The 25,185-nt window shown below is 36.8% G+C and carries 16 protein-coding genes and 1 tRNA gene; 8 read left to right on the top strand and 9 right to left on the bottom strand.

Translation table 11 applies throughout. The features are described from left to right. Positions 1 to 34: 34 nt before the first annotated feature. Complete coding sequence (locus ACU8DI_RS12615) at positions 35 to 304, bottom strand: hypothetical protein (RefSeq protein ID WP_447113141.1); 270 nt, start codon at positions 302 to 304, stop codon at positions 35 to 37. Positions 305 to 478: 174 nt separating this feature from the next. Here ACU8DI_RS12615 and ACU8DI_RS12610 point away from each other — a divergent pair, with 174 nt between their 5' ends. Then, positions 479 to 1,891 (top strand): aldehyde dehydrogenase family protein, encoded by a 1,413-nt coding sequence (locus tag ACU8DI_RS12610; protein ID WP_447113140.1) that lies wholly within the window; start codon positions 479 to 481, stop codon positions 1,889 to 1,891. Between the two features lie 80 nt (positions 1,892 to 1,971). On the opposite strand, the gene ACU8DI_RS12605 is transcribed toward ACU8DI_RS12610, so the two are convergent. The 5 genes from ACU8DI_RS12605 to ACU8DI_RS12585 form a co-directional block, all read right to left on the bottom strand. Beyond that, on the bottom strand, positions 1,972 to 5,991 hold the full coding sequence (locus ACU8DI_RS12605) for a tail fiber domain-containing protein (protein WP_447113139.1): 4,020 nt from the start codon (positions 5,989 to 5,991) through the stop codon (positions 1,972 to 1,974). Between the two features lie 179 nt (positions 5,992 to 6,170). Then, a complete protein-coding gene (locus ACU8DI_RS12600; protein ID WP_447113138.1) occupies positions 6,171 to 6,860 on the bottom strand; it encodes a LytR/AlgR family response regulator transcription factor in 690 nt (229 codons plus the stop codon). Positions 6,861 to 6,945: 85 nt separating this feature from the next. Then, positions 6,946 to 8,898, bottom strand: coding sequence for a histidine kinase dimerization/phosphoacceptor domain -containing protein (locus tag ACU8DI_RS12595; RefSeq protein WP_447113137.1), 1,953 nt, complete (start codon positions 8,896 to 8,898; stop codon positions 6,946 to 6,948). Between the two features lie 43 nt (positions 8,899 to 8,941). Then, positions 8,942 to 9,955, bottom strand: a complete 1,014-nt coding sequence (locus ACU8DI_RS12590; protein WP_447113136.1) for an isoaspartyl peptidase/L-asparaginase family protein — start codon at positions 9,953 to 9,955, stop codon at positions 8,942 to 8,944. A 12-nt stretch (positions 9,956 to 9,967) separates the two neighbouring features. Further along, entirely contained in the window at positions 9,968 to 12,913 is a 2,946-nt protein-coding gene (locus ACU8DI_RS12585; RefSeq protein WP_447113135.1) for a GH92 family glycosyl hydrolase, read from the bottom strand. A gap of 110 nt (positions 12,914 to 13,023) precedes the next feature. Here ACU8DI_RS12585 and ACU8DI_RS12580 point away from each other — a divergent pair, with 110 nt between their 5' ends. After that, entirely contained in the window at positions 13,024 to 14,253 is a 1,230-nt protein-coding gene (locus ACU8DI_RS12580; protein WP_447113134.1) for a metallophosphoesterase, read from the top strand. 53 nt (positions 14,254 to 14,306) lie between these two features. Continuing rightward, entirely contained in the window at positions 14,307 to 14,603 is a 297-nt protein-coding gene (locus tag ACU8DI_RS12575) for a thioredoxin family protein (RefSeq protein WP_047548241.1), read from the top strand. On the opposite strand, the gene ACU8DI_RS12570 is transcribed toward ACU8DI_RS12575, so the two are convergent. Further along, positions 14,600 to 15,259 carry a polysaccharide deacetylase family protein gene (locus ACU8DI_RS12570; protein WP_447113133.1) on the bottom strand — a complete coding sequence of 220 codons (660 nt, stop codon included), beginning with the start codon at positions 15,257 to 15,259 and terminating at the stop codon, positions 14,600 to 14,602. The genes ACU8DI_RS12575 and ACU8DI_RS12570 overlap by 4 nt on opposite strands. A gap of 8 nt (positions 15,260 to 15,267) precedes the next feature. Next, a complete protein-coding gene (locus ACU8DI_RS12565; protein ID WP_447113132.1) occupies positions 15,268 to 18,612 on the bottom strand; it encodes a glycosyltransferase family 117 protein in 3,345 nt (1,114 codons plus the stop codon). 150 nt (positions 18,613 to 18,762) lie between these two features. On the opposite strand from ACU8DI_RS12565, the gene ACU8DI_RS12560 reads away from it, so the two are divergent. From ACU8DI_RS12560 to ACU8DI_RS12550, 3 genes are all read left to right on the top strand, one after another. Further along, a tRNA-Gln gene (locus ACU8DI_RS12560) sits at positions 18,763 to 18,835 on the top strand. A 194-nt stretch (positions 18,836 to 19,029) separates the two neighbouring features. Further along, the gene (locus ACU8DI_RS12555) at positions 19,030 to 19,815 is read left to right on the top strand and encodes a GLPGLI family protein (protein ID WP_447113131.1); all 786 of its coding nucleotides are present in this window, start codon (positions 19,030 to 19,032) and stop codon (positions 19,813 to 19,815) included. Further along, positions 19,812 to 22,463 (top strand): hypothetical protein, encoded by a 2,652-nt coding sequence (locus tag ACU8DI_RS12550; RefSeq protein ID WP_447113130.1) that lies wholly within the window; start codon positions 19,812 to 19,814, stop codon positions 22,461 to 22,463. Before ACU8DI_RS12555 ends, ACU8DI_RS12550 begins: the two co-directional genes overlap by 4 nt. A gap of 25 nt (positions 22,464 to 22,488) precedes the next feature. On the opposite strand, the gene ACU8DI_RS12545 is transcribed toward ACU8DI_RS12550, so the two are convergent. Then, positions 22,489 to 23,313, bottom strand: coding sequence for a universal stress protein (locus ACU8DI_RS12545; RefSeq protein ID WP_447113129.1), 825 nt, complete (start codon positions 23,311 to 23,313; stop codon positions 22,489 to 22,491). A 154-nt stretch (positions 23,314 to 23,467) separates the two neighbouring features. Between ACU8DI_RS12545 and rimP the strand changes: the two genes are divergently transcribed. After that, positions 23,468 to 23,932, top strand: coding sequence for a ribosome assembly cofactor RimP (rimP, locus tag ACU8DI_RS12540; protein WP_447113128.1), 465 nt, complete (start codon positions 23,468 to 23,470; stop codon positions 23,930 to 23,932). Positions 23,933 to 23,941: 9 nt separating this feature from the next. Beyond that, entirely contained in the window at positions 23,942 to 25,174 is a 1,233-nt protein-coding gene (gene nusA / locus ACU8DI_RS12535) for a transcription termination factor NusA (protein ID WP_447113127.1), read from the top strand. Positions 25,175 to 25,185 lie beyond the last annotated feature (11 nt).

Below are 25,185 nucleotides of genomic sequence, written 5' to 3'. Positions count from 1 at the left end.
TTATATTTCGGATCTTAATGATATGATTTAAAGTTTAGCACAATCTCACAGTTTTTACTTTGATTTGTAAACTCTTTCTGTAAGCTTTAACACTTATAATATCAGTGCTTTTCTTTCTGTTAATTTTTAATACTTGAGCTCTTGCAGCCGAATTAGATGTTGTTTTTGTCTCCACCTTTTCAGTTGCAACTGCATTTTCGATTAGGATATCATTTGTTTGAGTTTTGATATCAGCATTTGAGTTCTGTCCTATAGCAAGGATAGGTAATAATGTAAACGCTAAAATTGTAAATACTTTTTTCATAATCGATGAGGGTTTTTAGTTTTAAACTCATGTCAAAGAAACACAACAATTGGAGCGAAAATGAATTTTTTAGACAAAACCGATTGAATTCTAGTTAATATGAATTCGTTCGTAAAAAACATCGATGAAATACACAAAATGGGCTCGTAGCCCAATAAAATCGTTACAGATTAAATGACAGATTATTCAGATAATAAGTTCGCAAACGTTTTTGATAAACAAAAAGCTCATCAATATGAGGTAGGTAATACGAGTTATAAAACACGTATTAAAAAGTTGAAAGCCTTAAAATATGCGCTTGAAAAAACATATTGGCAAGCCTTACGCGATGCCATGTACAAAGATTTTAAAAAACCTCAAGTTGAAGTCGATCTCACAGAAATCTATTTGGTGGTTAAGGAAATCAAATATGTGTGTTCAAATTTAAAAACTTGGTTAAAAAAAGAAAAGGTTGAAACACCATTAACATTGTTAGGCACGACATCTTATATTACATATGAACCTAAAGGTGTTTGCTTGATCATCTCTCCTTGGAATTATCCCATAACATTAACATTTGGGCCACTAGTGTCTGCAATAGCTTCAGGGAATACTGTGATTCTCAAGCCTTCTGAAATGACACCAAACACGTCGGCAGTTATGGCTGAAATGGTAAGCGAGTTATTCAAAGAAGATGAGGTTGCGCTCATAGAAGGAGAAGTGGAAGTATCTGAAGAGTTATTAAAACTACCATTTAATCATATATTTTTTACAGGCTCTCCCCGAGTAGGAAAAATAGTGATGTCTGCAGCAGCAAAACACTTGACTTCCGTAACCTTGGAGTTAGGAGGCAAGTCGCCAACCATTATCCACGAGTCAGCAGCCATTGAAAATGCCGTCAAGAATATTGTTTGGGGAAAATACTTGAATGGAGGGCAAACCTGTATCGCACCAGATTATGTCTTGGTACACGAAAGTATTAAAGCTGAATTTATTCAAGCCTTTAAAAAGCAAGTCGCTCATAATTACACAGACAATATAAAAACATCCACATCATTCTGTAGAGTAGTCAACAAGAATCACTTCGACCGATTAACAGCGAGTATTGAGGATGCTAAAGAAAAGCTAGCAACCATTGAATTTGGTGGTCACTATGATGCGTCTGATAATTATATCGCGCCAACATTGATATCTGATGTACCTGAATCTGCCACATTAATGCAGGAGGAAATATTCGGTCCTATTCTTCCAGTAAAAACGTATCAAACAATTGATGAAGTCATTCAGTATGTCAATTCTAAAGAAAAACCCTTAGCCTTATATATCTACGCTAAACAAAAGAATGTGGTGCGTGCAATTATAAATCAAACGCGTGCTGGCACGACTTGTATTAATAGTAATGCTATTCAGTTTTCAAATCATTATTTGCCGTTTGGTGGTTCCAACAATAGTGGCATTGGAAAAGCCCATGGGTATTTTGGATTTAAGGAGTTTTCTAATGCACGATCTGTATTAAAAAAGTATGCACCAGGTCCTTTAAATTTGCTGTTTCCTCCTTATACCAATTTCAAAGAGACACTTGCAAAGCTTTCAATTAAGTGGTTCTAATAAAAAAAAGCCGCTCCCTACAAACGACTTTTTTCTCAAAAACATAATTGACTTTAACTATTAATCGCCAATTAATTTTATTATTTCTTAATGGCAACGGTTGTTGCTGTTGTTGCGTCGTTTTTGTTTTCCAAAGCAGAAAGTCGCGCATCCATATCTTTAAATTGTTGTAATTGAAGTTTCAATTGATCATTTTCATTTTCGAGAAGTTGCACCTTTTGTTTTAATTCTTTGATAGCTTGTACGAACAACGCATCATAATCACCATAGGCAGTTTGATAGTAGCCGTTATTGTCCATCGTTACCTTATTAGGAAAAACCTCCATCAGTTCTTGGGCGATAAAACCATATTGGATGTCTTCAGGGCGATCTATACCTGTTTGAGTGTCATTCCATTCATAGGTTACACCACGCATCTGACTTATTTTATCTAAGGCGGTTATGCCCTCAATGGTCTGGATATTTTTCTTCAATCTGCGATCACTATTGGCCAACCAGTTGCCTGCTGTAGTTTTGGAGGCATTCCCATTAACTTCCAAGGTGTTTGTACCAGGTGTTCTCATGATCCCGACTCTTCCATCTCCTGTGGCGACAACAACATTTCCAGCTGAGCTATGAAATAGGTTGAAGCGATTATCGGTGAGTGTATTATCCGCACGACCATATAATGTCCAGTAATTAGTAGTTTCTACTGAATTATTGAAATTTAATCTAGCGCCATCGTTCGCTGCTGTTTCAGTAAGTTCTAGTTGGGCGACCGTTCCGGTACTATTCGATTCAATATCTACGGAACCATCAGGCGCATTGGTGTTAATACCCATTCTGTTTAAACCTGCATCTAAGAAAAACATATTGGCTGACCCATTAGATTCAATTCTAAAATTTCGATCCAAACCCTGCTCGTTAAAAATGAATTGAGTATTCGTGTCAAGATCTACTGAAACATTTCCATTTTCCCTCAGTAAAAATCGAGCATCATTACCATCATCTATCATTTGTGCGAGAATCATACCACCTGTGTTTTCATCACGCCAATAGAGATCGCCTCCCAATACGGTATCACCATTATCCAATACCGTTAGTTTATTGACGCCTGCATCTTGAATGTTCAAATCACCGTTACCATTTAAGTTAAAGTTGAGTGCATTATTGGCTTGATTGACAGTAGTATTTTGAGTTAACGTACCACCCAATCGAACATCGTTTCCAACTTCGTTGAGACCATTACTTGCCGTTGTGCTTTCTCCAGTAATGGTATTAAAAGAGAGGGTTCCTGCACCATTCGTGACCATCACTTGTCCGTTCGCACCATCCGTTGTTGGTAAATTATAGCCATTGGCTGCTGTTGTACCCACATAAACGCGACCTAGAAAATAGCCTGCCCAGCCATTACTGACATTCACATTGTTGTAAGTACCATAATGCGTACCTCCTGCGGCATTGGCAAAGTCGTTAAATGTGCCATATTTGTTCCCAGTTCCTGTGGCACCAGCTAAAAAGATGTTTCTTGAACCGTAATAATTACCATTAGCACTATTATTAAAGGAAGTATAAGTCCCATTCATACCATCCGATCCAGGTGTACCATTAGTAAATGCATTTCGCGTTCCTGTAGTTTCGTTCGCCGTAGTTGGTTCCTGAAATTCGTTATAAACGCCATATACATTGTTTGCACTAGGCGTTCTCATACCGTTGTAAACACCATATTCATTTGCAGTACCGTTATTATCCAAATTGTTAAAAACCCCAAATTGAAAGCTGGAAGTGGCACCATTGATAAAGTTTCTGGTTCCATATTGATTCCCGTCTGCAGAGCTTGTGATACGATTGAATATTCCGTACTTCTGACCTGTTCCAGCACCATTAATATCTGTGAATACACCGTGACTTCTTCCTGTACCTGATCCTGTTTTTTCAATAAATATACCTGAAGTTTCGCCTGCTGAATTATCTGATTTATCTATGGAAATACCATACAACGTACCGTTGGCATTTTCTAATATATCTAAAGGGTAATCTGCTGTGCTCTTGCCAATAGCTACATGGCCTTGCGTATAAATATCGTCGGTAATGGCATCTGGTTTATTGGTGGTATTTTCTTCGTACCAATCGATTTCATCAGTAACAGTAATTAAGGAAGATACATCTACAAAATTTAATTGTCCAGCGCCATCTGTGGTTATGATTTGATTTGTAGTACCATCAGTCTCTGGCATTAAATAGCGGTTGGTTAATCCCATCCCCAATGATAAGCGTCCTATAAAATACCCAGCATAACCAGAGGTGTTTCTAACATCGACATACGAACCGTAATGGGTACCCGAAAGTGTGGAAGGTATTTGGGTATACGTCCCGTATTTATCGTTAGACGATGTTATGGAGTTACCAAAATCGTTATAGGTGCCGTATAAGGTACCGCCTGTGTTAACGGCACCAATACCAAATCGATTAAATGTTCCGTATTTACTATTATTTGAGGTGCCACGCACATCATTGTAAACGCCATAATGATCTCCTGTACCATTATCTATTAGATTGTACATTCCATATTTTATACCTGTAGCATTAGCGCCACTAGCATCTAGGACATTGAAAATCCCATAACTAATTTGACTACTAGGTTGGGAGATATCTAAGCCTAACCCTGTTTGTATATAGCTACTAGCTGATCCACTATTAAGAATACTTCCTAATATTGAAGTGTTTTCACCAGAATTACCACGAACTGTTGAGCGAAGCCCAACTTGATTGCCGCCACCATTTTCTACTGAAGTTACTATACCTGTATGAAGCCCAGAGCCTGTGTTATCGATATAAGACGCTAGAGCATTAACAAACTCATTGTGCGTACCTCCCATAATTTGTTGTAAGCCGATATGATCGCCGGTTCCATTAGTGTTATCCACCATTCTAGCAATAATCGAGTTGGTAGTATTTGTGGTAACTTCAATGTCCAAAGGGTAATCTGCTGTGTTTTTACCAATGGCTACGTTACCTTGTGTATAAATATCATCTGTTATGGCATCAGGTTTATTGGTGGTGTTTTCTTCGTACCAGTCGATTTCATCAGTTACAGTAATTAGAGAGGAAGCATCGACAAAGCTAATTTGTCCGACACCATCAGTAGCCATGATTTGATTTGCACTGCCATCGATGAGAGGTAGTGCATAGCCAGTTCCTCCGGGATTATTGACTTGTAATTCGCCATTAATTCTTAAGATATCATTATCAAATTCACCATAAATCAAAGGTGTTAGCGAGTTTGAATTTTCTATGTATAATAAATCATTCCCTGTTGCCAATGTACTTGCGGAGTTGTATCCAATAAAAACATTTCTTGATCCGTCAATAGTATTTCCTGAGCTACGCCCTAAAAACACATTGTAAGACCCGTCAGAACTATTACCAGCACTATAACCTAAAACGGTATTCTCTGTACCACTTGCGAGGTTTCGAAGTGCATAGGTTCCAACAGCTACGTTACTATTGGTATTAAAATTGATGTTTTCCATAGCGCCTTGCCCCACAGCCGTATTTAATGCACCTGTGGTCATGTTGGTCATGGTATTATTACCTATAGCAACATTATTTCCTGGCACTGTATTTCCTACGTAGTTTTGTAGAGTGGCACTACCTATAGCTATGTTATTATCGTTGTTTACAATAGCATTAAGGGCATTTCTACCAATTCCAATATTTGTATTATTTGAACCATTATCGTCCGTTCCAGCACCTAGACCCAAGTAAATGGAAAATGTTCCTGGATCTGTTTTTCCATCGATAAGGTCGTTGATACGTTCTACACCTTTTACAGGAATCCAATTTGAAGTAGGATTATCCCAATAATACAATCCTTTACCGGAAAAACCTGTACCCGTATAGAAGACGAGCATGCCATCTTGAGCAGCCGTCGGGTTTGCAGCTGGAAAGTTGCCAACTCTAGGGATAAGGATTCCATCGTCGTTTGCAGGATTGGTGACATTACTTGCAGAAATATCCAATGTCGCCTGTGGTGTGGTGTTGCCGACACCTACCTGAGCTTGAATGCTATAGCATGTGAAAAAAATTAGGAAGCCAAATAAAAGTCGATGCGCTTTCATAACGGTATGTTTTTGAGAGGAATTTTAAGCGCAATAACGTTGTGGGAATGTAGAGTTGTTATTGGTAAATGCGTTTAAAATTCTGATTAATAGTTAGTTAAAACTATTCAAAAGCGAAGACTTCTAATTATTTTTTTAGTGAACTCCTCATTTTTTTTAGCGAGTGCAGATGGTCTGTTTTATTGACGCTTTAATTTACTCAAGACCAAGCTTTTTTGAGTAGCACTTAAAGGAATTGGTTCCGTTTTTAAGAATAACTTATTGTTTTGAACCGCATCAACTTGATTGATATTGACCACGTAGGAGCGATGTGTTTTTACAAACTGATCACCCTTTAGCTCTTCTAACATATGTTTTAACGTATGCGGTACCAGGTGAGTACGGGTAGTGGTATGGACATAGCAGTAATTGTCAAAGGCTTTAAGGTATAGAATATCGTTTAAATTCACCCGATACATGCGTCCGTCAGATTTTAAGGTGATAAACTCTGGATTTTTTGAGATATGATGGTGCCAAGCTAAATCTAACTGACTTCTTAAGCTGTGCTCTGTAAAAGGTTTAACAATATATCCCAATGGATTGGTCAATTTCATGCGATTAACAGTCTGTGGATCTGTTTGTGATGTTAAATACACGTAGGGTATTTGTTTATCATCTAATATTTCGGCTAAATCAACACCATCTTGCTGTCCATTGAGCTGAATGTCTAACAAAATTAAGTCTGGATGAATTGCTTCTATGTCTTTTATTGCCGAGCCATAATCGTCGGCATCACCCGCAATCTCATAACCATTCTTTCTCAGAGCAGTTTCGATGGTAGACACAATTAATGGTTCATCCTCTACTATGTATATCCTTGGTGTTTTCAATAGGTGTTTTTCAGTTTAAAAGGTAGCGGTTATCAGGTTGAATCGCTTAAAAATTTAGTGAGTTGCATCTTTTTTTTAGCGAAATTTAAGACAAAACTTTAAAGTTAGATATGCTTAGAATAGCTTCAGTACCTTCCGAAGGAACTGAGTTATATTTGAGATCCGCTTTTAATTGCTTAGAAAGCGCTTTCATTAGTGTAATTCCAAATGATGTTTGTTTAATGTCTCCTTCAAACCCTTTTCCGTTGTCAATGACCTTAAGAACGAGCTGTTGGTTTTCTTTTGAAAAATGAATGTGAATAGTTTTGTCGTGTTCAATTCCTTGGAACGCATGTTTGATCGTATTCACTATCAATTCATTTAATATAAGACCTAATGGCGTGATTGTCTCAATATCCAAAACCAAAGATTCAATATTTAGATGATAGGTAATAGGCTCGCCTTCAAATTGGTGGCTTTCGAAAATATCTTTCACGAGATCACTGATGTATTCTCTGGCGTCAATACCAACCAATTCGTCTTTGTTGTAAAGCTTTTGGTGCACAAGGACCATGGACCTTACTCTATTTTCGGCTTCTTTTATGGCAATTTTAGCCTCTTTATCTTCGACATTTTCAGATTGAAGATACAACAGACTAGAAACGATTTGAAAGCTGTTTTTAACACGATGGTGCGTTTCTTTTAAAAGCACATTTTTCTCATCAATTGTGGCTTCTAAAAGTGATTTTTGTTTGGCTAACTGCGTGTTCTTTTTTCTGTTTTTATAAAAGAAGAATCCCAACACCAGTGCTAAGAGGAGTCCAGATGCTGCTAAATAAGAATAGAGTTTACTTTCATTCTCTTTTGCTTTTAGTTCCAATGCATTTAGTTCTTGCGTTTTGTTGAACTCATACTGCATCTCTTGTTGCGTCTGTTTTTTAATGGTGTTTTCATTAAAAATGGAATCATTAGTCTTCGTTAACAATTGATAGTTTTCTAAGGCTTTATCAAAAGTTCCTGTGGCTTCATATGCTTTTGTTAGGCACTCACAAGCATCAGAAATTAATTCTAAGTCGCCATTTTCTAGAGCTAAGGTTTTTCCGTTTTCACAATCTTCTATAGCAAGATTAAATTGTTCAGTTTTTAGATATAAATTCCCTCGATAGTTTTTTGCAATGATCAGGTTCTCTTTGATATCATTAGTCTCATAGTAATCATGTGCTAGATTTAGTTGTTGAAGTGCGTTATCATATTGTCCCATTTTGGACAGTGCATTGCCAATGTTTAAAACAGAACTCATGACGAATCGCATAGGTGCCTTACCTTTTTCTTTAAGCACTTTCCCATCTTGAAATAACGTTAAGGCCTCTTGAAATTGTCCTCTATTTAAGAGTAACTCTCCTTTATTGGAAATTATAATGCCTGCGTTTACGTAAGACTTCAATGCCATAGCCGATTCATAGGCATTGTTATAGTAGTCTAGTGCTTTGTCGAACTCTTCCATTTGGTTGTAGTAGTTCGCTAAAGAATTATTTAAAACTAAACTTTCCCCTTTGAACTTGTAGCGTTGCTCTTCATCAAGCTTTAGCGTGTCAATATTGTCTAATGCACGTTTGGAATTAAGCATGGTAGCTAGTGCCAACGCAATGTTTCCTCGTTTGCGATACACACCACTTTTTGTCATAAGATTGGAAGCTCTTAGAAAGGGCATTGTTTGATCATTCACGTATGATAACGATCTGTCTAAATAAATTTCAGCGGAGTCCAACTCACTATTATAAAAGAAATAATTACCTAAGGAATAATAAGAATTGGCAAATAATTTAGGGTCTTGATAGGTTTCCGAAATGGCTATAGCCTTGTCAATTAAAACGCGCGACTCTTTTGAGTACCGAAACCTGCCAGCATTACTCGTTAATGTTCTAATTTTTTCGAAGTTATCCTCCATAGAATCAACGGAGGCGAGCAAAGAATCAATAACAACTATTTGAGAATTAGCCGACGTTTGCGCCTGAAGTGAAAGTGAAAAAATGACTAAGCCAAAGTAAAGGTATTTCAAATTTCAAGTATTTAGAAAAATTAGATGTACTAAAGTAATCATTTTAAGATTTATTAAAATAATCGGATTGTATCTGTTCATTTTTGCCATCCTGATATTTGGTCATACTAAACCATTGATGAATAGAATAACTGCCAGTTTCACCTTTTTTGTTGACCGCGATGTACCCTACTTGAAAATCCTTGTAATTGCTATTAGGTTTATTCACAATGCGTCCTATCGCTTCTTCACAAGCTGCTTGAGGAGATTTACCTTGTCGCATAAGTTCAACAACTAAAAAACTACCAACTGTTTTAACCACTTCTTCGCCCAATCCAGTAGCAACGGCTGCGCCAATTTCGTTATCTACGAATAATCCAGAACCTATAATCGGAGAGTCTCCCACACGGCCTCCCATTTTATAAGCAAGACCACTTGTAGTGCATGCTCCTGAAATATCACCATTTTTATCTATGGCTAACATGCCTATGGTGTCATGATTTTCAATATTTATTATAGGTTTGTATTTAGCTTCCACTTTCCATTTTTCCCAAGCTTCTTTGGAAGCTTCAGTTAATAAGTCCTCAGCTTCAAACCCTTGAGATAGCGCAAATTGTTTCGCACCTTCTCCAGCCAGCATCACGTGAGGTGTGTCTTCCATGACTTTTCGTGCAACGGAAACGGCATGTGTGATGTTCTGCAGATAAACTACAGATCCGCAATTACCGTGTTTATCCATAATACAAGCGTCTAGAGTAACGTTTCCATCACGATCTGGTAGGCCTCCTTTGCCAACAGACTGTCCTTTTTCGTTTGCCTCCTCCACGCGGCAACCTTGCTCAACAGCGTCCAGTGCGTTACCACCAGATTGAAGAACTTCCATCGCTTTAGCTGTCGCTGCTTCCACATGCCAGGTCGCAATGACTAATGGTAAAGTAGCTTCGGAATTGTCAGCCATAGCTACAGATTCAGCCTTCGCTTCTTCAGATGTCGCTTCTACACAATTTGTGAGTGATGAGCCAACGGCTAAAACAACTCCAGTTAATGAGGCATTTTTAATAAAGTGTCTGCGTTTCATGTGCGTTTTAATTTATTTGATTGAAATTTCATCCACAAAAATCCAGCTTCTTCCATCATCAGGAAATCCTAGATGCCATTCTGGAAGTTCTCCCATTTTTTTAGCTTTTATTTTTATATAGCGAAAGTTTTCAGACGGAATGTCGAAGGTCATTGTTTTAATATTGGGCTCATCAATTTTACTGGCAGCATCTATTTCCATATGATCAATAAGCTGAAATTCCTTACCATCTTTGGATGCTAAGCATTCTACAGCTGTTGGATAAAAGATCCAAGCACCTTGGTCTTGTAAGAAATTCAAACTCACTTGTGTTATGGGTTTTAGGCTTCCTAAATCGACGGTGGCCACCACATCCTCATTCCAGTATCCTTGCCATGTCCCTGTTCTGAAATCTTGGGTTCCTATGATACCATCAATGAGTGCATCATTCCCTCCAGCGTTATATTGGTTGGCATATTCGGTATCTAACTTGATAGATAAATTTGGATCTATTTTGTAAAAGTGTGTTTCTACAGTGGCACTTTTAATTTGGTGCTTTTCAGCATACACTCGTAATGTCGCAGGCTCTGAAATAGTTATCGGTTTTTCATAGGCTGAAAATTCAGCATCATCCAAACTGTAATAAATAGAGGCTTCGCGGTCTACATTTTCTAAATGAACTTCTGTCTGACCTTTAAAAGCCACATCACCTTTTGCTATAAATGGCACCGGAGTAATCAGATGCTCTTCAATGTTAGTCATTGGTTCCTCGTTGTGACGGCTTCCCCAAATAGCGGGTGTATTGGTCATCACAAACTCAAGAGTGCCGCCATTGATGATGTCCTTATGCTGAATAACTGTTTTTCGAAGTGGTTCTCCATTGAGAAGAACAGATTCCACATATTTATAAGATTGACTCAATTGATGCGCTATAATTTTAAATTGCTTACCATTTTCTAATTGAATTGTCGCTTCGTCAAAAAGAGGAGTCCCAATAACATAATCGTTAGATCCTGGTGTCACTGGATAAAATCCTAAAGATGAAAACACATACCAAGCACTCATTTGGCCACAATCTTCATTGCCAGAAATGCCATCCGGCGAATCTTTGTAAAGCTCGGTTAGAATTTGATGAACCTTTTCTTGTGTTTTATGAGGTTTATTGACAAAGTTATAGAGGTAGGCCATATGATGACTAGGCTCATTACCATGTGCATATTGACCAATAAGACCTGTGATATCGGCCTGATTTCTACCCGAGGTTTCAGTTTCAGCCGTAAATAACTTATCTAGCTGTGCTTCTAGTTGTGCTTTACCTCCTAAAAGCGTCATAAAGCCCGAAATGTCTTGTGGCACATAAAAACTATACTGCCAAGAATTGGCTTCCGTGTAATTAAAATTTACCTCATAAGGATCGAAAGGTGCAAACCACGTATTCCGAAAACGCCCACGCATAAATTGAGTTTCAGGGTCGAAGACATTTTTATAGTACTGTGCTCTTTTGCTAAATGTTTCATAAACATCCATTTTTCCCATCGCCTTTGCCATTTGGGCAATGCTCCAATCATCATAGGCATATTCTAAGGTTTTAGATACCGATTCACTTTCTTCTTCTACTGGGATGAAACCAAACTTTTTATAAGATTTCAGGCCTAACTTATCTCTTGTGGCAGAATGCACCATAGCTTCCAGTGCTTTATCAACATCGTAAGCTCTAAGTCCTTTCATATAGGCGTCAGAAATCACGGGAACCGCATGGTAACCTATCATACAGCCTGTGTAATTACCACTTAAATCCCATATGGGCATGATTCCACCTTCATCATATTTAGCTAAAAACGTATTGATAAAGTCATTGGTTCGTTCCTGTTCGATAATGGTATATAATGGATGTGCAGCACGATAGGTATCCCAGAGGGAAAAAACAGTGTAATAATCAAACGCGTCTGTTTGATGAATATTCAAGTCCATTCCTCGATAGCGACCGTCTACATCTTGATATAAGTTTGGTGCCAACATGGTATGGTATAATGCCGTGTAGAAATTGGTTTTATATGCTGTATTTTCAGAACTGACCTTAATTTTTTGAAGTTGGCTTTCCCAGATGTTTTGAGCTTCGGTTTTTATAGCCTCAAAAGAAGCGTTACCTATTTCCTGTTGCAGATTATTCTTCGCTCCAGTTTCATCAACAGCTGAAATACCAACTTTCACAATCAGTGGTTCGTTATTAGGATTTTCAAATTCAATCGCTGCTTTCTTGCTTTGATATTTATAATTTTTTGACACAATTTCATCGTGATCTTCATAAACGATTGACTTGATAGGTTGTGAAAATTGGATGGTGTAAAAGAGCCTTTGATCTGTAGCCCAAGCCTTGGAATGTCTGTAACCAGAAATAGTAGAATCGTTATCTTTCTTGATTTTATACTCTAATAATTGATCTCTATGGTCTAAATCTAAAATAACAAATTGCGACGTAGAAGAAGGATACTGATATTTATGTATACCACTCCTCTGGGAAACCGTTAATTCTACATCAATATTCGTACTATCTAAATGCACTTTGTAAAAACCTGGTTCGGCGATTTCATTATCATGAGAAAAATGATCACGGTATCCTGGCTGTTCATCACTGCCATTATTGAAATTGACCTTGTTGGTTGGCATCAACAAAATATCACCATAATCACTAACTCCAGTACCACTAAGGTGTGTATGCGAAAACCCATAAATATATTCATCACTATAATGATAGCCAGAACAACCATCCCAGCCATCTAATCGTGTATCAGGACTAAGTTGCATCATTCCAAATGGCATTGTAGCACCAGGATAGGTATGGCCATGTCCTCCAGTGCCAATAAACGGGTTGACATAGGAAGTTAGGGCTTTGTCGTGATGATATGTTTCTGGGTTTGATGTAGAATTACAGTTGAGCAGAAGAAGTGATATAAAACTTACAAATGACAGATATTTCATGTACGATTTTTAATTTGATGGAAAAGATAGTAAATCTTAAGGTATCGTTAAATATATTTTATGGAATGAGTTCCTTTTTAAAATGAGTTATCTTTGAAAAAAGATTTTTTATGTACAGAGGAGTTATCCTTATTTTGATTTACATTGTTACTTCCGTTTACGCTTTTCAAGCCATTAAAACAATAAGCAAATCAAATGTCATTCAGTATATTTTTATTGGTGTAGCCGTACTCATTGCAGGGAATTTTATCTATCAATTTTTGGTGGGTTCTGAAGGTCGTGTCCTTAGTCCGTCCAAAAGTTATGCCTTCGGATTTTTATTGGCATTCATGTCTTTTAATCTTGTCGTTATACCCATATTAATTGGTGAAGATATCATAAGAGCCGTTTTAGGTTTGTATGACCGATTGGTGACCACGAAAGAAACGTTTTATTTACCCTCTAGACGAAAGTTTATTAGTCAGATAGCCGTTGGGTTGGCAGCGATTCCTTTTGCATCATTGTTATATGGTATGTATAGAGGTAAGTACCGTTTTAGGGTCTTAGAATATGCACTGCATTTTGAGGATTTACCTGAAGCTTTTGATGGGTATCGAATTACGCAAATTAGTGATATCCATTCTGGAAGTTTTGACAATAGAAAGAAAATAGCCTATGGCATAGATTTGATTAATCAACAAGCATCAGATGTGATTATGTTTACAGGAGATATGGTCAATAATAAAGCAGACGAGATGTTGCCTTGGGCCGATTTATTTAGCCAATTAAAAGCAAAGGATGGTGTGTATTCCATTCTAGGGAATCATGACTATGGCGATTATATTGATTGGCCGTCACCTGATGCTAAGGCTCAAAATTTAGCCGATTTAGCTCATATACAAAAAACAATGGGTTATGATTTATTACTCAACGAAAGTCGCTATATCGAAAGAGATGGCCAACGTATTGCTATTGTTGGTGTTGAGAATTGGGGTAAAGGTGGGTTTAAAAAAGCAGGTGATTTAAAGAAAGCAGCTGAAGCCATAAGTCCCGACGATTTTAAGATTTTGCTCAGTCATGATCCAAGCCATTGGGATGAATGTGTGTTGCACGACGATTACCATTACCATTTGACATTAAGCGGACATACACATGGGATGCAATTCGGGATTGAAATTCCAGGTTGGGTAAAATGGAGTCCTGTGAAATGGCGATACAAGCATTGGGCTGGTATGTATGAGCAATTCAATAAATACTTAAATGTGAATAGAGGGTTTGGTTATCTTGGTTATCCAGGTCGCGTGGGTATTTGGCCAGAGGTAACAGTCATCACTTTAAAAAAGGGCTCAAATAATGCTTAATTGCAAGGAAATGTTATATTTGTAGTAACACATTTGACTTAAAACTTTAATGTATGTCAAAATTTGGGGAACTTATAGATGTCGATATTCCTGTTCTGTTAGATTTTTTTACTGAATGGAACGAACAATCTACAGCAATGCATCCTGTGATGAGAGATGTTGCCGCTGCTCTTGGTGACAAGGCGAAAGTCATTAAAATCGATGTTGATAAAAACAAGGAATTGGCCGAAGCATTGCGCGTAAAAGGCTTACCAACATTGATTATTTACAAAAATGGTGAAATGAAATGGCGTCATAGTGGCGAACAAGATGCCAACACTTTAATTGGTATTGTACAAGAGTATCTCTAAGCCATAGAGCTTTGTAAGGTTTTAAATTCAAAGCCTTTAGAAGTAAAGTGTTCCAAAACTTTTGGAAGGGTGTACGCCATATTTTTTTTCGCCTTAATACTGTCATGAAAAACGACAATACTTCCTTCTTTACTTTTTAAAATAACATTGTCTAAACAAGTCTTTTCTGAAACATCATTGTTCCAGTCAAATGATAGTACATCCCACATCACGATTTGATATCCTAAAGCCAATAGTTGTTTGGCTTGTTTTGGTTTGATTCGGCCGTACGGTGGGCGAAAGAGTTTGCTTTGGGTAGGATGGTTCTTGTGCAGTTTATTTATAATAATCTGAGTAGTTTCAACGTCCTGAATATAATCTTTGGTTGTTGTTCGCCAACCTTTTAAATGGTGCTGAGTATGATTGCCAATGGCATGCCCTTCGTTTAGGATGTTTTGGAATATATCAGGATACTTCAGGATGTTTTCTCCGATACAAAAAAAGGTCGCCTTAGCATGAAAATCTTTTAATGTGTTTAAGGTCCAGTTGGTTATTTCAGGTGTTGGACCATCATCAAAAGTTAAAAATATTTCTTTGCGATTCGTTGCTATATCCCAAGTGTAATTGGGAAACATTTTTTTAGCCACTGAAGGCGTTTTAACTAGCGCAATTTTCACATTTTTAATTATTCAACACCAATAATAGTGTCTATTGTATCTCTCGGAATATCTCTTTCTTCACGCGGTGGAGTGGCTTCAGCGTCATCTTCATCTGTGAAATGTTTAAAGAGTTTCAGGTAATTATTGAATTTCTCTGTTTCTTGCATGGCAAATTCTTTGTCATTATAGATGACCAAGATATCCACTAAATTACGATACCATTCAATATCAGTGACAATTTCATCCAAATAATGTGTTTGGTTTTCAATAGAAAGCCCACTCCAATATTTTAATTTCTCTTGATATTTTCTAGCAACGTCGGTGTAGAGTTTTCTAGCTTTTTCCTTATTTCCAATTTCGTAATAGCCGCTAATATATGGGTCTAAAAGGGTATAGAACCCAAACTTATCAACGGGCATTTTTTCCATAGCTAAATCGGCAATATTTTCAGCTTTATCTAATTGATCCTCTTGGATCAGTTGTTCTAATAATCGTGCTAAGTTACCACGGTAGGTGATGCCGTTCTTACGCGTTTCAACATCGTGATAAATCTCATCACTACCACTGTTACCCCAATCCCAAGACATGACTTTTTCATACATCAAATCTGAGTCCACACGTCCCATATCAAACGGATTTGCTCTATCCACAGGTGTTTTTATAGGTACTAATTTATAGCAAAGACCATCCAATTGTAAATAATCCTTCATCCATATATAATCTTCATCACTAAAAGCACCACCCGTAAAATAAATAGGACGTTCCCAATCATTATTGGCGATGATATCTAACATTAATAAACGGTTTTTATAAAGACCGTTGTTCTTAATGGTAATATCTAAATAAGGTTCAATTTTATCTGCATCCTTAGGTTGTACAATACCATTTTCCAAGACGTTTTCTACATTAACAGGAACTCTGATATGGCTTGTTGGCATATAGTTAGAATTGAGTAATTGCTTAGGGTAAAGAGAGGTGTCTTCTCCCATCGCTTTCAGCGCATAACGCAGTTTGTATTTAGGGTCTTCACTCGAAACAAAATCGACAAAATCTTTAATTAAAAAGGTATCTCTTGTAATTTCATTTTTCATGATGTAATCCCGAGTTCCAAATTTATATTGATCATGCGTTAATTGAGAAGGAATGGGGTCACTTTCATAAGCCTTCCGTTTCATTTGATCGATATACCAATCGGTTTGAAAAAGACTGGTATTAACGACTCTTACGTCGGTTCTAACGCCTTCAATTTCTTGTAGATACCACAATGGGAAACTATCGTTGTCACCAATGGTAAATAAAATAGAATTTGGCGCGCAAGATTCGAGATATTTTCGAGCCATAGCTTGAGCGGTGTATTTTTCAGAACGGTCATGATCATCCCAGTTTTCAGCAGCTAAAATACCAGGTACCAAGACGAGACAAACTAAGGTAATGGCTGGAGCCAAAAACTTAGAACTGACAAATCGTTTTAGAAAATCAAAGATGGCATAGACGCCAAAACCAATCCAAATAGCGAACACATAGAAAGAGCCTACGACGGAATAGTCGCGCTCTCTTGGTTCAAAAGGTCTTACATTGGTATAGAACTGGATGGCTAATCCTGTAAAAAGGAAAAATACCAACAGTACCCAAAATCGTTTTGGGTCTTTCGCCAACACGAATAAAAACCCAATGATACCCAAAATTAAGGGCAACATATAATACGTATTTCGTGCTTTATTATTGACCACGTCACTCGGTAAATTATCCTGAGACATTCCTAAATGCCATTCATCAATAAAGTCGATACCACTAATCCAATTTCCGTGAAGGTCATCATATTTACCCTGAATATCATCTTGTCTTCCAGAAAAGTTCCACATAAAATAACGCCAATACATATAGCCAAATTGGTAATCAATCATGTAGTATAGGTTGTCACCAAAAGAAGGTTTTTCTACATCAAAATAAGTGCTTCCGAACTGTTTCAAGAAGCTATTATAATCTTCGTAGTCTACTTTACCTTGTGCGACTTCTTTACGGAATTTGTTGACCAAGCCTCGAACGTCATTATCCATTTGATATTCAGGTTTGATCTTAAAATCAAGCAAGCCTGTGAACATCATGTAATTTTCGGCATGTTCTGTACTCCACATTCTCGGAAGTACAGCGGCATGCTTGGAATTGTAATTTTGTTTGGCGTTTTTCCATTCATTGACAATCACATACTCGCCCTTTTCTTCATCCTTTTCATACTTAGGTTTGTCATCCAAGTACGGATTGTTTTTATCTAATCCAGAATATTGATCTGTAAATAATGGTCCATAAAACAAATGTGTTTCTGGATATTGCTCCAGGTTGTAATATGCTAAAAGTTCACGAGCACTCGATGGATTGTTTTCATTGATGATCACGTTAGCATTGGCACGAATGGGAAGCATGATCCAAGACGAGAAACCAATAAATATAAAAATCAAACAAAGGGTCAGTGTGTTAGCATATTTATAACCTTTATCTCTTGTGTATTTTAAACCGAAATAGAAAAGCGCGATGACCACAATTCCGGCAATAATCGATCCTGAATTAAACGGTAACCCAATGGTGTTTACAAAGAAAATTTCCGACGCACTAAAAAGTCTTAAGGCATTTGGCAATAAGAGTTTAAAGATAAAAAGCAGTATCGCAGCCGCTATCACATTCGCCAAAATAAAGGTTTTAACGGTTACGGTTTTATAGTTCTTAAAATAATAGATCAATCCCAAGGCAGGAATCGTTAAAAGTCCCATAAAATGCACACCAAATGATAATCCAATGACAAAGGCAATGAGTATGAGCCATCGATGACCTCTTGGTTTGTCCATGTCTTGTTCCCAACGCAAGCCGAGATAGAACAAGATGGACATGATTAAGGTGGCCATGGCATAGACTTCTGTTTCTACAGCATTAAACCAAAACGAATCTGTAAATGTAAAAGCCAAGCTCCCTACAAAAGCACTGCCCAGAATGGCGATGTACTGATTATTCGATAAAACGTTTGAAGTTTCAGTCTCTTTTCTAGGATCAGAGATGGCAACAATTTTTCTCAATAATAGGCTAATCGACCAAAACATGAACAAGATAGTAAAGGCACTTGATACGGCACTCATCATATTCAGCATGGCTCCAATTTGGGATGGTTCCAAAGCAAACATGGAGAAAAATGCACCTATCATTTGAAATAATGGCGCTCCAGGTGGATGACCAACTTGTAACTTAGAAGAGGTTAAAATATATTCACCTGCATCCCAAAAACTTACTGTAGGTTCAATGGTTAAAGCATAGGTGATAAAAGCGATGGCAAAGGCGATCCATCCGATGATGTTATTCCATTTCTTGAAATTGAAATGTGTCATAAAATTAGTCTATTAAATGCGAGCGAATTTAGTAATAAATATGATAAACAGGATATATTTTAAGTAAACGTTACCATTTTTTGATTATTTTGTATGAAATTATTTGTGCAAATAAAACTTTGTACTAAATTTGCATCCTCATTTAGAGAATGGCCTATGGTGTAACTGGCAACACGTCTGGTTTTGGTCCAGAAGAGTCTAGGTTCGAGCCCTAGTAGGCCAACAAAAGCAAATCCTGATTATGAAAATAGTCAGGATTTTTTGTTTTATTATTTCTGTCTTATTGAAAGTCAAAATCGCATTAATAGGGTTAAGAGGAAAATAAAGATGTTATTTACGCCGTTTTTAGTTTAACTTTTGTTTTCTTTGAAACAACGTGACGCTTGTTTTCAGCATAATCCTGAATAATGTTTAAGAATGATTAAAACAATTTTTATAACCTGCATGTTACTGACATCCGCAGTGTCTGCTCAAAAGATGGGATTGGTGCACTATGGACAAATTGATAGTAATGGACTAAAGGGGCCATTAGGACCTGATTTTAATGCCTATATGACCTTTAATGCAAATGAATCTTACTATGTGGTCGCGAAAGATTCGCTCGAAAAAGGAAAAACCTTTAAAACACGTTACTACAGTGCTGATAGGTCTCGAGGGATTTCATTAAGAGGTGAAATGACGACGAGATACGGACGACAAGTTTATCGTAATTTGAGTAAAGATAGTACGTATTGGAATCAATGGGATGGTTTGTACGTGGCTGAAAAGCTCCCTGAAATACACTGGGAATTAATAAATGAAACGAAGGATTTCGGCAATATTACCGCTAACAAGGCTGTAGGAACTTACAGAGGAAGGGTTTATACGGCTTGGTATACCATGGCTATTCCGTTGCCATTTGGGCCGTGGAAGTTGCATGGCTTACCAGGTTTAATTTTAGAGGCTTACGATCAAGATAAAGAAATTTACATTTATTTTAAAAGCATTACGTATCCGCTTGAGTCTCCCATTGAAATATCGAAAGTTCAAAGGCCAGGTTACCATCCCCAAACATGGAAAACACTAGAAGATTTCAAAAAGCGGTTGGATAGAATGTATGAACATAGGAAGAACAGTTCAATACTGATTGCTGAAAGAATGGGTACGAATGTTCCTGAAAGACAAATTAAGAGTGAAGTTTTCATTGAGTCTTTTGATGAATGAAGTTTCAGAATAGGTCGCATACTGTTTTTTTAGTAGTGCTGTTGTTGTCTTTTCAGGTCTCAATTGCTCAGATAAAAATAGTAGGTAATGTCAAGTCTGCAAATCAAATACCTATAGAAAATGCTAGTATCGTCGTATCTGATTCTTCAAATGCGATCTTAGACTATACTTACACGAATCCAGAAGGATTATATGCTATTGAATTACATACCTTGAATGGAAATTTTTTTAAGTTGTCAGCACAGAGTTTAGGTTTTGATAAGAAAACGGCTACCATAAGCATTGAAAAAAATACTAAAACTTATACAGTTTCATTTGAGTTAAATGAAAAAGTAGAGCGTCTTAATGAGGTGCTTTTGAGGCCCACAGAAAAAATAGCGAGGCAAGGTGATACTATTACTTATAAGGTTAATGCTTTTAAGGATGGTACAGAGCAAACTGTTGAAGATATCCTTAAAAGGCTTCCAGGAATTGAAGTCATGGAGGATGGGAGTATAAAGGCAAAAGGTAGGTTAATCGATAAGCTGTTGGTGGAAGGTGAAGATCTGTTTGACAAAAATTATAAAGTATTGTCTAAAAATTTAGACGCAAATACATTGGATGCTGTTGAAATATTGGATGCTTTTGAGGAAAACCCCATAATTGCTAAAGTGATAAAGTCTGAGAAAATAGCTTTGAACTTAGTCCTGAAGGACGACTATAAAAATATTTGGTTTGGAAACGCAAGTTTGGGTGTTGGCACGGAAGAACGATTAAAACTTGCTTCCAATATTGGGTTAATACGCAAAAAAATCAAGTTTTTTAATTTTAACGATTATAACAACCTTGGTCGCTTAGCTAAAGATCAGGTTGAGCAAGTCCAATCTGTCAATACCGGGTTTTTTAGACAAGGTAAAATTGAGACAAGCATAAGTCCAATTTATAATATTTCGGACAATAACAACACCCTATTCAAAAATGGTGAAAGTACATTTAATAAAGCCTTTATAAATTCACTAGGTTTTGTAACTTCTTTAAGCCCAAAACTAAAACTAAGAGGAACGGGTTATGTTACGAGTGATGTTGAAGAGCAGTTATTTTCATCAGAAACGGTTTTCAATTTGGGAACCGATCCGATAGTTTTCAATGAACAAAATGATTTCGTTAGAAATACCACCTTGGGTGGAGGCGAAATGGAGTTAAAGTATGCGAAGAATAGTAAAACCTATATCAAAAATGTGCTTGTTTATGAAAACAGGCCAGAAAGAACAAGACGCCATGCAATTTTTAATGATCAAATTATTTCGGAAAACCTAAGGCAAAAAGAATTTTCCTTAGCCAATCATTTAGAGCATAGTTATTTAATTGGTGATAAGACACTGCTTCACAGTTATCTGCACTTCGGTCAAAATAACATCAAGCAAGACTCAGACATTGATTCACCTGTTTTAAATGATTTTTTAAGTCAGTCAAATGTGTCACGTATCAAGCATAAAGCTAGTGATGAGGTGACTAATTTTGGTGGAAGGTCATCATTAATTCTTAATCTAGGACGTCTAAAAACCAATTTGGAAATTGGCTACGAAAGCATAAATGAAGCTCGGAATAATGCTTTTTTGATCACAGATCAAAATGTTAATACTGAAGTTGACAGCTTGTCGAATGCTGTGAATTACAAACAGCAAACGGTAGGTTTCAAGGGCGAATTTGAATATAGTCTGTCAAAGCATATCGAATTGTCTGGTCGATTAAAATTAGACCATGTAAATTTAGAGTTTGGAAGATTACATCGTAAAAGATGGTTATTCAATCCGAAAATACGCCTAGCGTTCAAAAATTTAAATATTGGTTATTTAAGCTTGAGTTTTGGGCAGAGTTTTAATGTGCCCAAATCACATATGTTTCTAGAATCGTATCAATTGAGGTCATTTCAGTCATTTGTTCTTGGAGCTGATGACCTGTTAATTCCTAAGAGAAACAGGTTTGCTCTGTACTATCAAATAGCCAATGACCTACAGACAAAATCACTAACAGTCAGTGCACAATATGATGATGCGAATGGCAGATATTCAACGAATAATCAAATAGGTAATAATATAACGCTAACGAATTACAGGTTTGTCGAAAGTGGTCAATCGTTTTCCTCCAAAATTGATTTTACTAATTACTTCAGAAAACTCAACATCTCTACTAATTTAGGGATTGTTCAAAATATATCAAGCATCCCAATTAACGCTAATAATAGTGGGTTTCAGGATTTAAAAACGTTTCGGTCTTCTTATTTTTTAACGGCTACTACTTATTTCGATTTTCCTGTAAATCTTAAGTTCAAGACAAGTTTTAACTATGCAAAATCAAATTTTAATAGTGTAAAAGCCAAAAGAAAGTGGCAAACACTAGATGCTAAAGCAAGCTATAAACTTTCAAAAGTTTGGATTGCATCGTTAAATAACAACTCTTATTTTATAGAGAAAGGGACTTATACATTCACCGACCTTCAATTAGAAATCACACCAATGAGTTCCAGATTCTCATACCGTGTCATAGTCAATAACATTTTAAACCAAGACACTTATTCGGTTATCGATATTAATGGTTTTTCAGCTTATCGGTCGGAAATTATGTTACTGCCGCGATATCTTTTCGCCTCGATAAAATATCGGTTCTAATAACTGCTAAACCTCATATATCCACTTATATCTTAAACGTCATAACTGGTCGTTTCGCATGGTTGACTAGGTCTTCGCTAATACTGCCATTAAAGAAATGAGCAATTCCTTGTCTGCCATGCGTACTAATGCCTATAAGGTCTGCATCGATGAGTTTCGAGAAATTCAAAATTCCTTTTTCAACGGATTCATCGTTATAAATATTGACGGTAAAATTCTTAAAGCTATAATCGGCGATAAAGTCATTAATGCGGTCGTTGGCTTTTTTTGTGGTCGTAAAATTACTAGCCGTATTCACCATTAATAAATGGATTTGCGCACCAAATGCGGTTGCAAACTCCGTTGCTTGACGGTACGTCTCTTTATTGTCATTTTTAAAATCGGAAGCAAAAACAATATCATCCACACTAAAGTCGTCGTGATCATTTTTAATAACCAATACAGGTACGTCAGAATTTCGAACGGCCTTTTCAGCATTAGAACCAACGAACATTTCTTTGAATCCACTCGCGCCATGAGAGCCCATAGTAATCATTGTAATACCGTGCTCCTTACAGATGTCTGAGATGCCATTGAAAGAACCATCAGGTTTGACCATTTCATGAACGGTCAAGCCTTTCAGATAGTCGCTATCCATGATTTCTTCAAATCGCTGGTGTGCCATTTTCATAAAAAACATCACTTCTGGCACTTCGGCTTGGGTGCTCACAGCATCCACTTCCTGAAGGGGAATCTCGAGCATGTGCAGCAAATAAATTTCACTACCATATTTGCGAGCGATTTGTGAAGCGACTTTGAGGGCATTTTCAGCTTCTTCTGAAAAATCCGTTGGAACAAGTATTTTTTTCATATTGATTAATTTGATTAGAGTCTTATAAATTTAATAATAAAAATCGAAACTATCACACTTGTGAAAGTCAATAAAAATGTTGTATATTTGCAGCGTTGTTTGAAGAAAAAAGAATAATGAGCGGACGGAAAGTCCGCTCTTTTTATACTAGTACATGTTCAAGGAGACCGTAAAAAACTTATTGGATGAAGGCTTGAAAGAGCGTGAAGACCTCTTTTTAATTGATTTTCAAGTGTTACCAGATCATACAATTAAGATTGTGATTGATGGTGACAATGGTGTTTTGGTCGAAGATTGTATGTTCATTAGTCGTGCCATTGAGCACAACCTAGATCGAGAAGAACAAGATTTCTCTTTGGAGGTATTATCGGCAGGTGCAACATCACCCTTGACCAACAAACGCCAGTATAAGAAAAACTTAGGGAGAACCTTAAGTGTGAAAACAACAGATGATAAAACTGTGGAAGGCAAGCTCACTGAAGTTAAAGACGATAGCATTCTTCTGGAATGGAAAGCCAGAGAGCCTAAACCAGTAGGTAAAGGAAAAGTAACTGTAAAAAAGCAAGCTGATATTTCGTTCGATACGATTTCGAAAGCCCAAGTTGTAATAAAATTTTAATTCTTAATTATGGAAAATATTGCGTTAATTGATTCTTTTTCAGAATTTAAAGACGATAAGTTAATCGATCGAGTGACGTTAATGGCGATTTTAGAAGATGTACTCAGAAATGCCTTAAAGAAGAAGTATGGTGATGATGATAATTTTGACATTATTATAAATCCTGATAAAGGGGATTTGGAGATTTGGAGAAATCGTGTGGTTGTAGCCGATGATGAAGTTGAAGAGCCTAACCAAGAGATTGCCTTATCTGAAGCTCAAAAAATAGAGCCAGATTTTGAAGTAGGAGAAGATGTTGCTGAAGAAGTGAAATTAGTAGATTTAGGACGTCGTTCTATTTTGGCTTTGCGTCAAAATTTGATCTCTAAGATTCATGAGCACGATAACACAAACATTTACAAGCAGTTTAAAGAGCTTGAAGGAGAAATATATTCTGCTGAAGTACATCACATTCGCCATAGAGCTATCATCCTTTTAGATGATGAAGGGAATGAAATCATCCTTCCGAAGGATAAACAAATTCCATCAGATTTTTTCCGTAAAGGAGAAAACGTAAGAGGAATTATTGAAAGTGTTGAATTAAAAGGGAACAAGCCTGCAATCATCATGTCCAGAACGGCACCTGCATTTTTGGAAAAATTATTCGAGCAAGAAATCCCTGAAGTATTTGATGGATTAATTACGATAAAGAATGTCGTGAGAATTCCTGGTGAAAAAGCTAAAGTGGCCGTAGATTCTTATGACGATAGAATTGATCCTGTTGGCGCTTGTGTTGGTATGAAAGGTTCGAGAATTCATGGTATTGTAAGAGAATTAGGTAATGAGAACATTGATGTGATCAATTACACGAATAACTTGCAACTGTTTATTACAAGAGCATTGAGTCCTGCAAGAGTCACCTCAATTAAAATTGATGAGGAAACGAAACGTGCAGAAGTACTGTTAAAACCGGAGGAAGTTTCAAAAGCCATTGGTAGAGGTGGTCACAATATCCGTTTGGCTGGAAAGTTAACAGGTTACGAAATTGACGTATTTAGAGAAGGTGCAGAGGAAGATGTTGAGTTAAGAGAGTTTTCAGATGAAATAGAAGGCTGGATTATAGATGAATTCAGTAAGGTTGGTTTGGATACCGCGAAAAGTGTACTAGAACAAGATGTTGATGACCTTGTGAAACGTACCGATTTAGAAGAAGAAACAATATTAGATGTTATTAGAATTCTAAAAGAAGAATTCGAAGATTAATACCAACGTAA

This window comes from Psychroserpens sp. BH13MA-6 (assembly GCF_052983595.1).
Note: the sequence above shows the minus strand (reverse complement) of the source record. Positions and strands in the feature narration are given on the sequence as shown.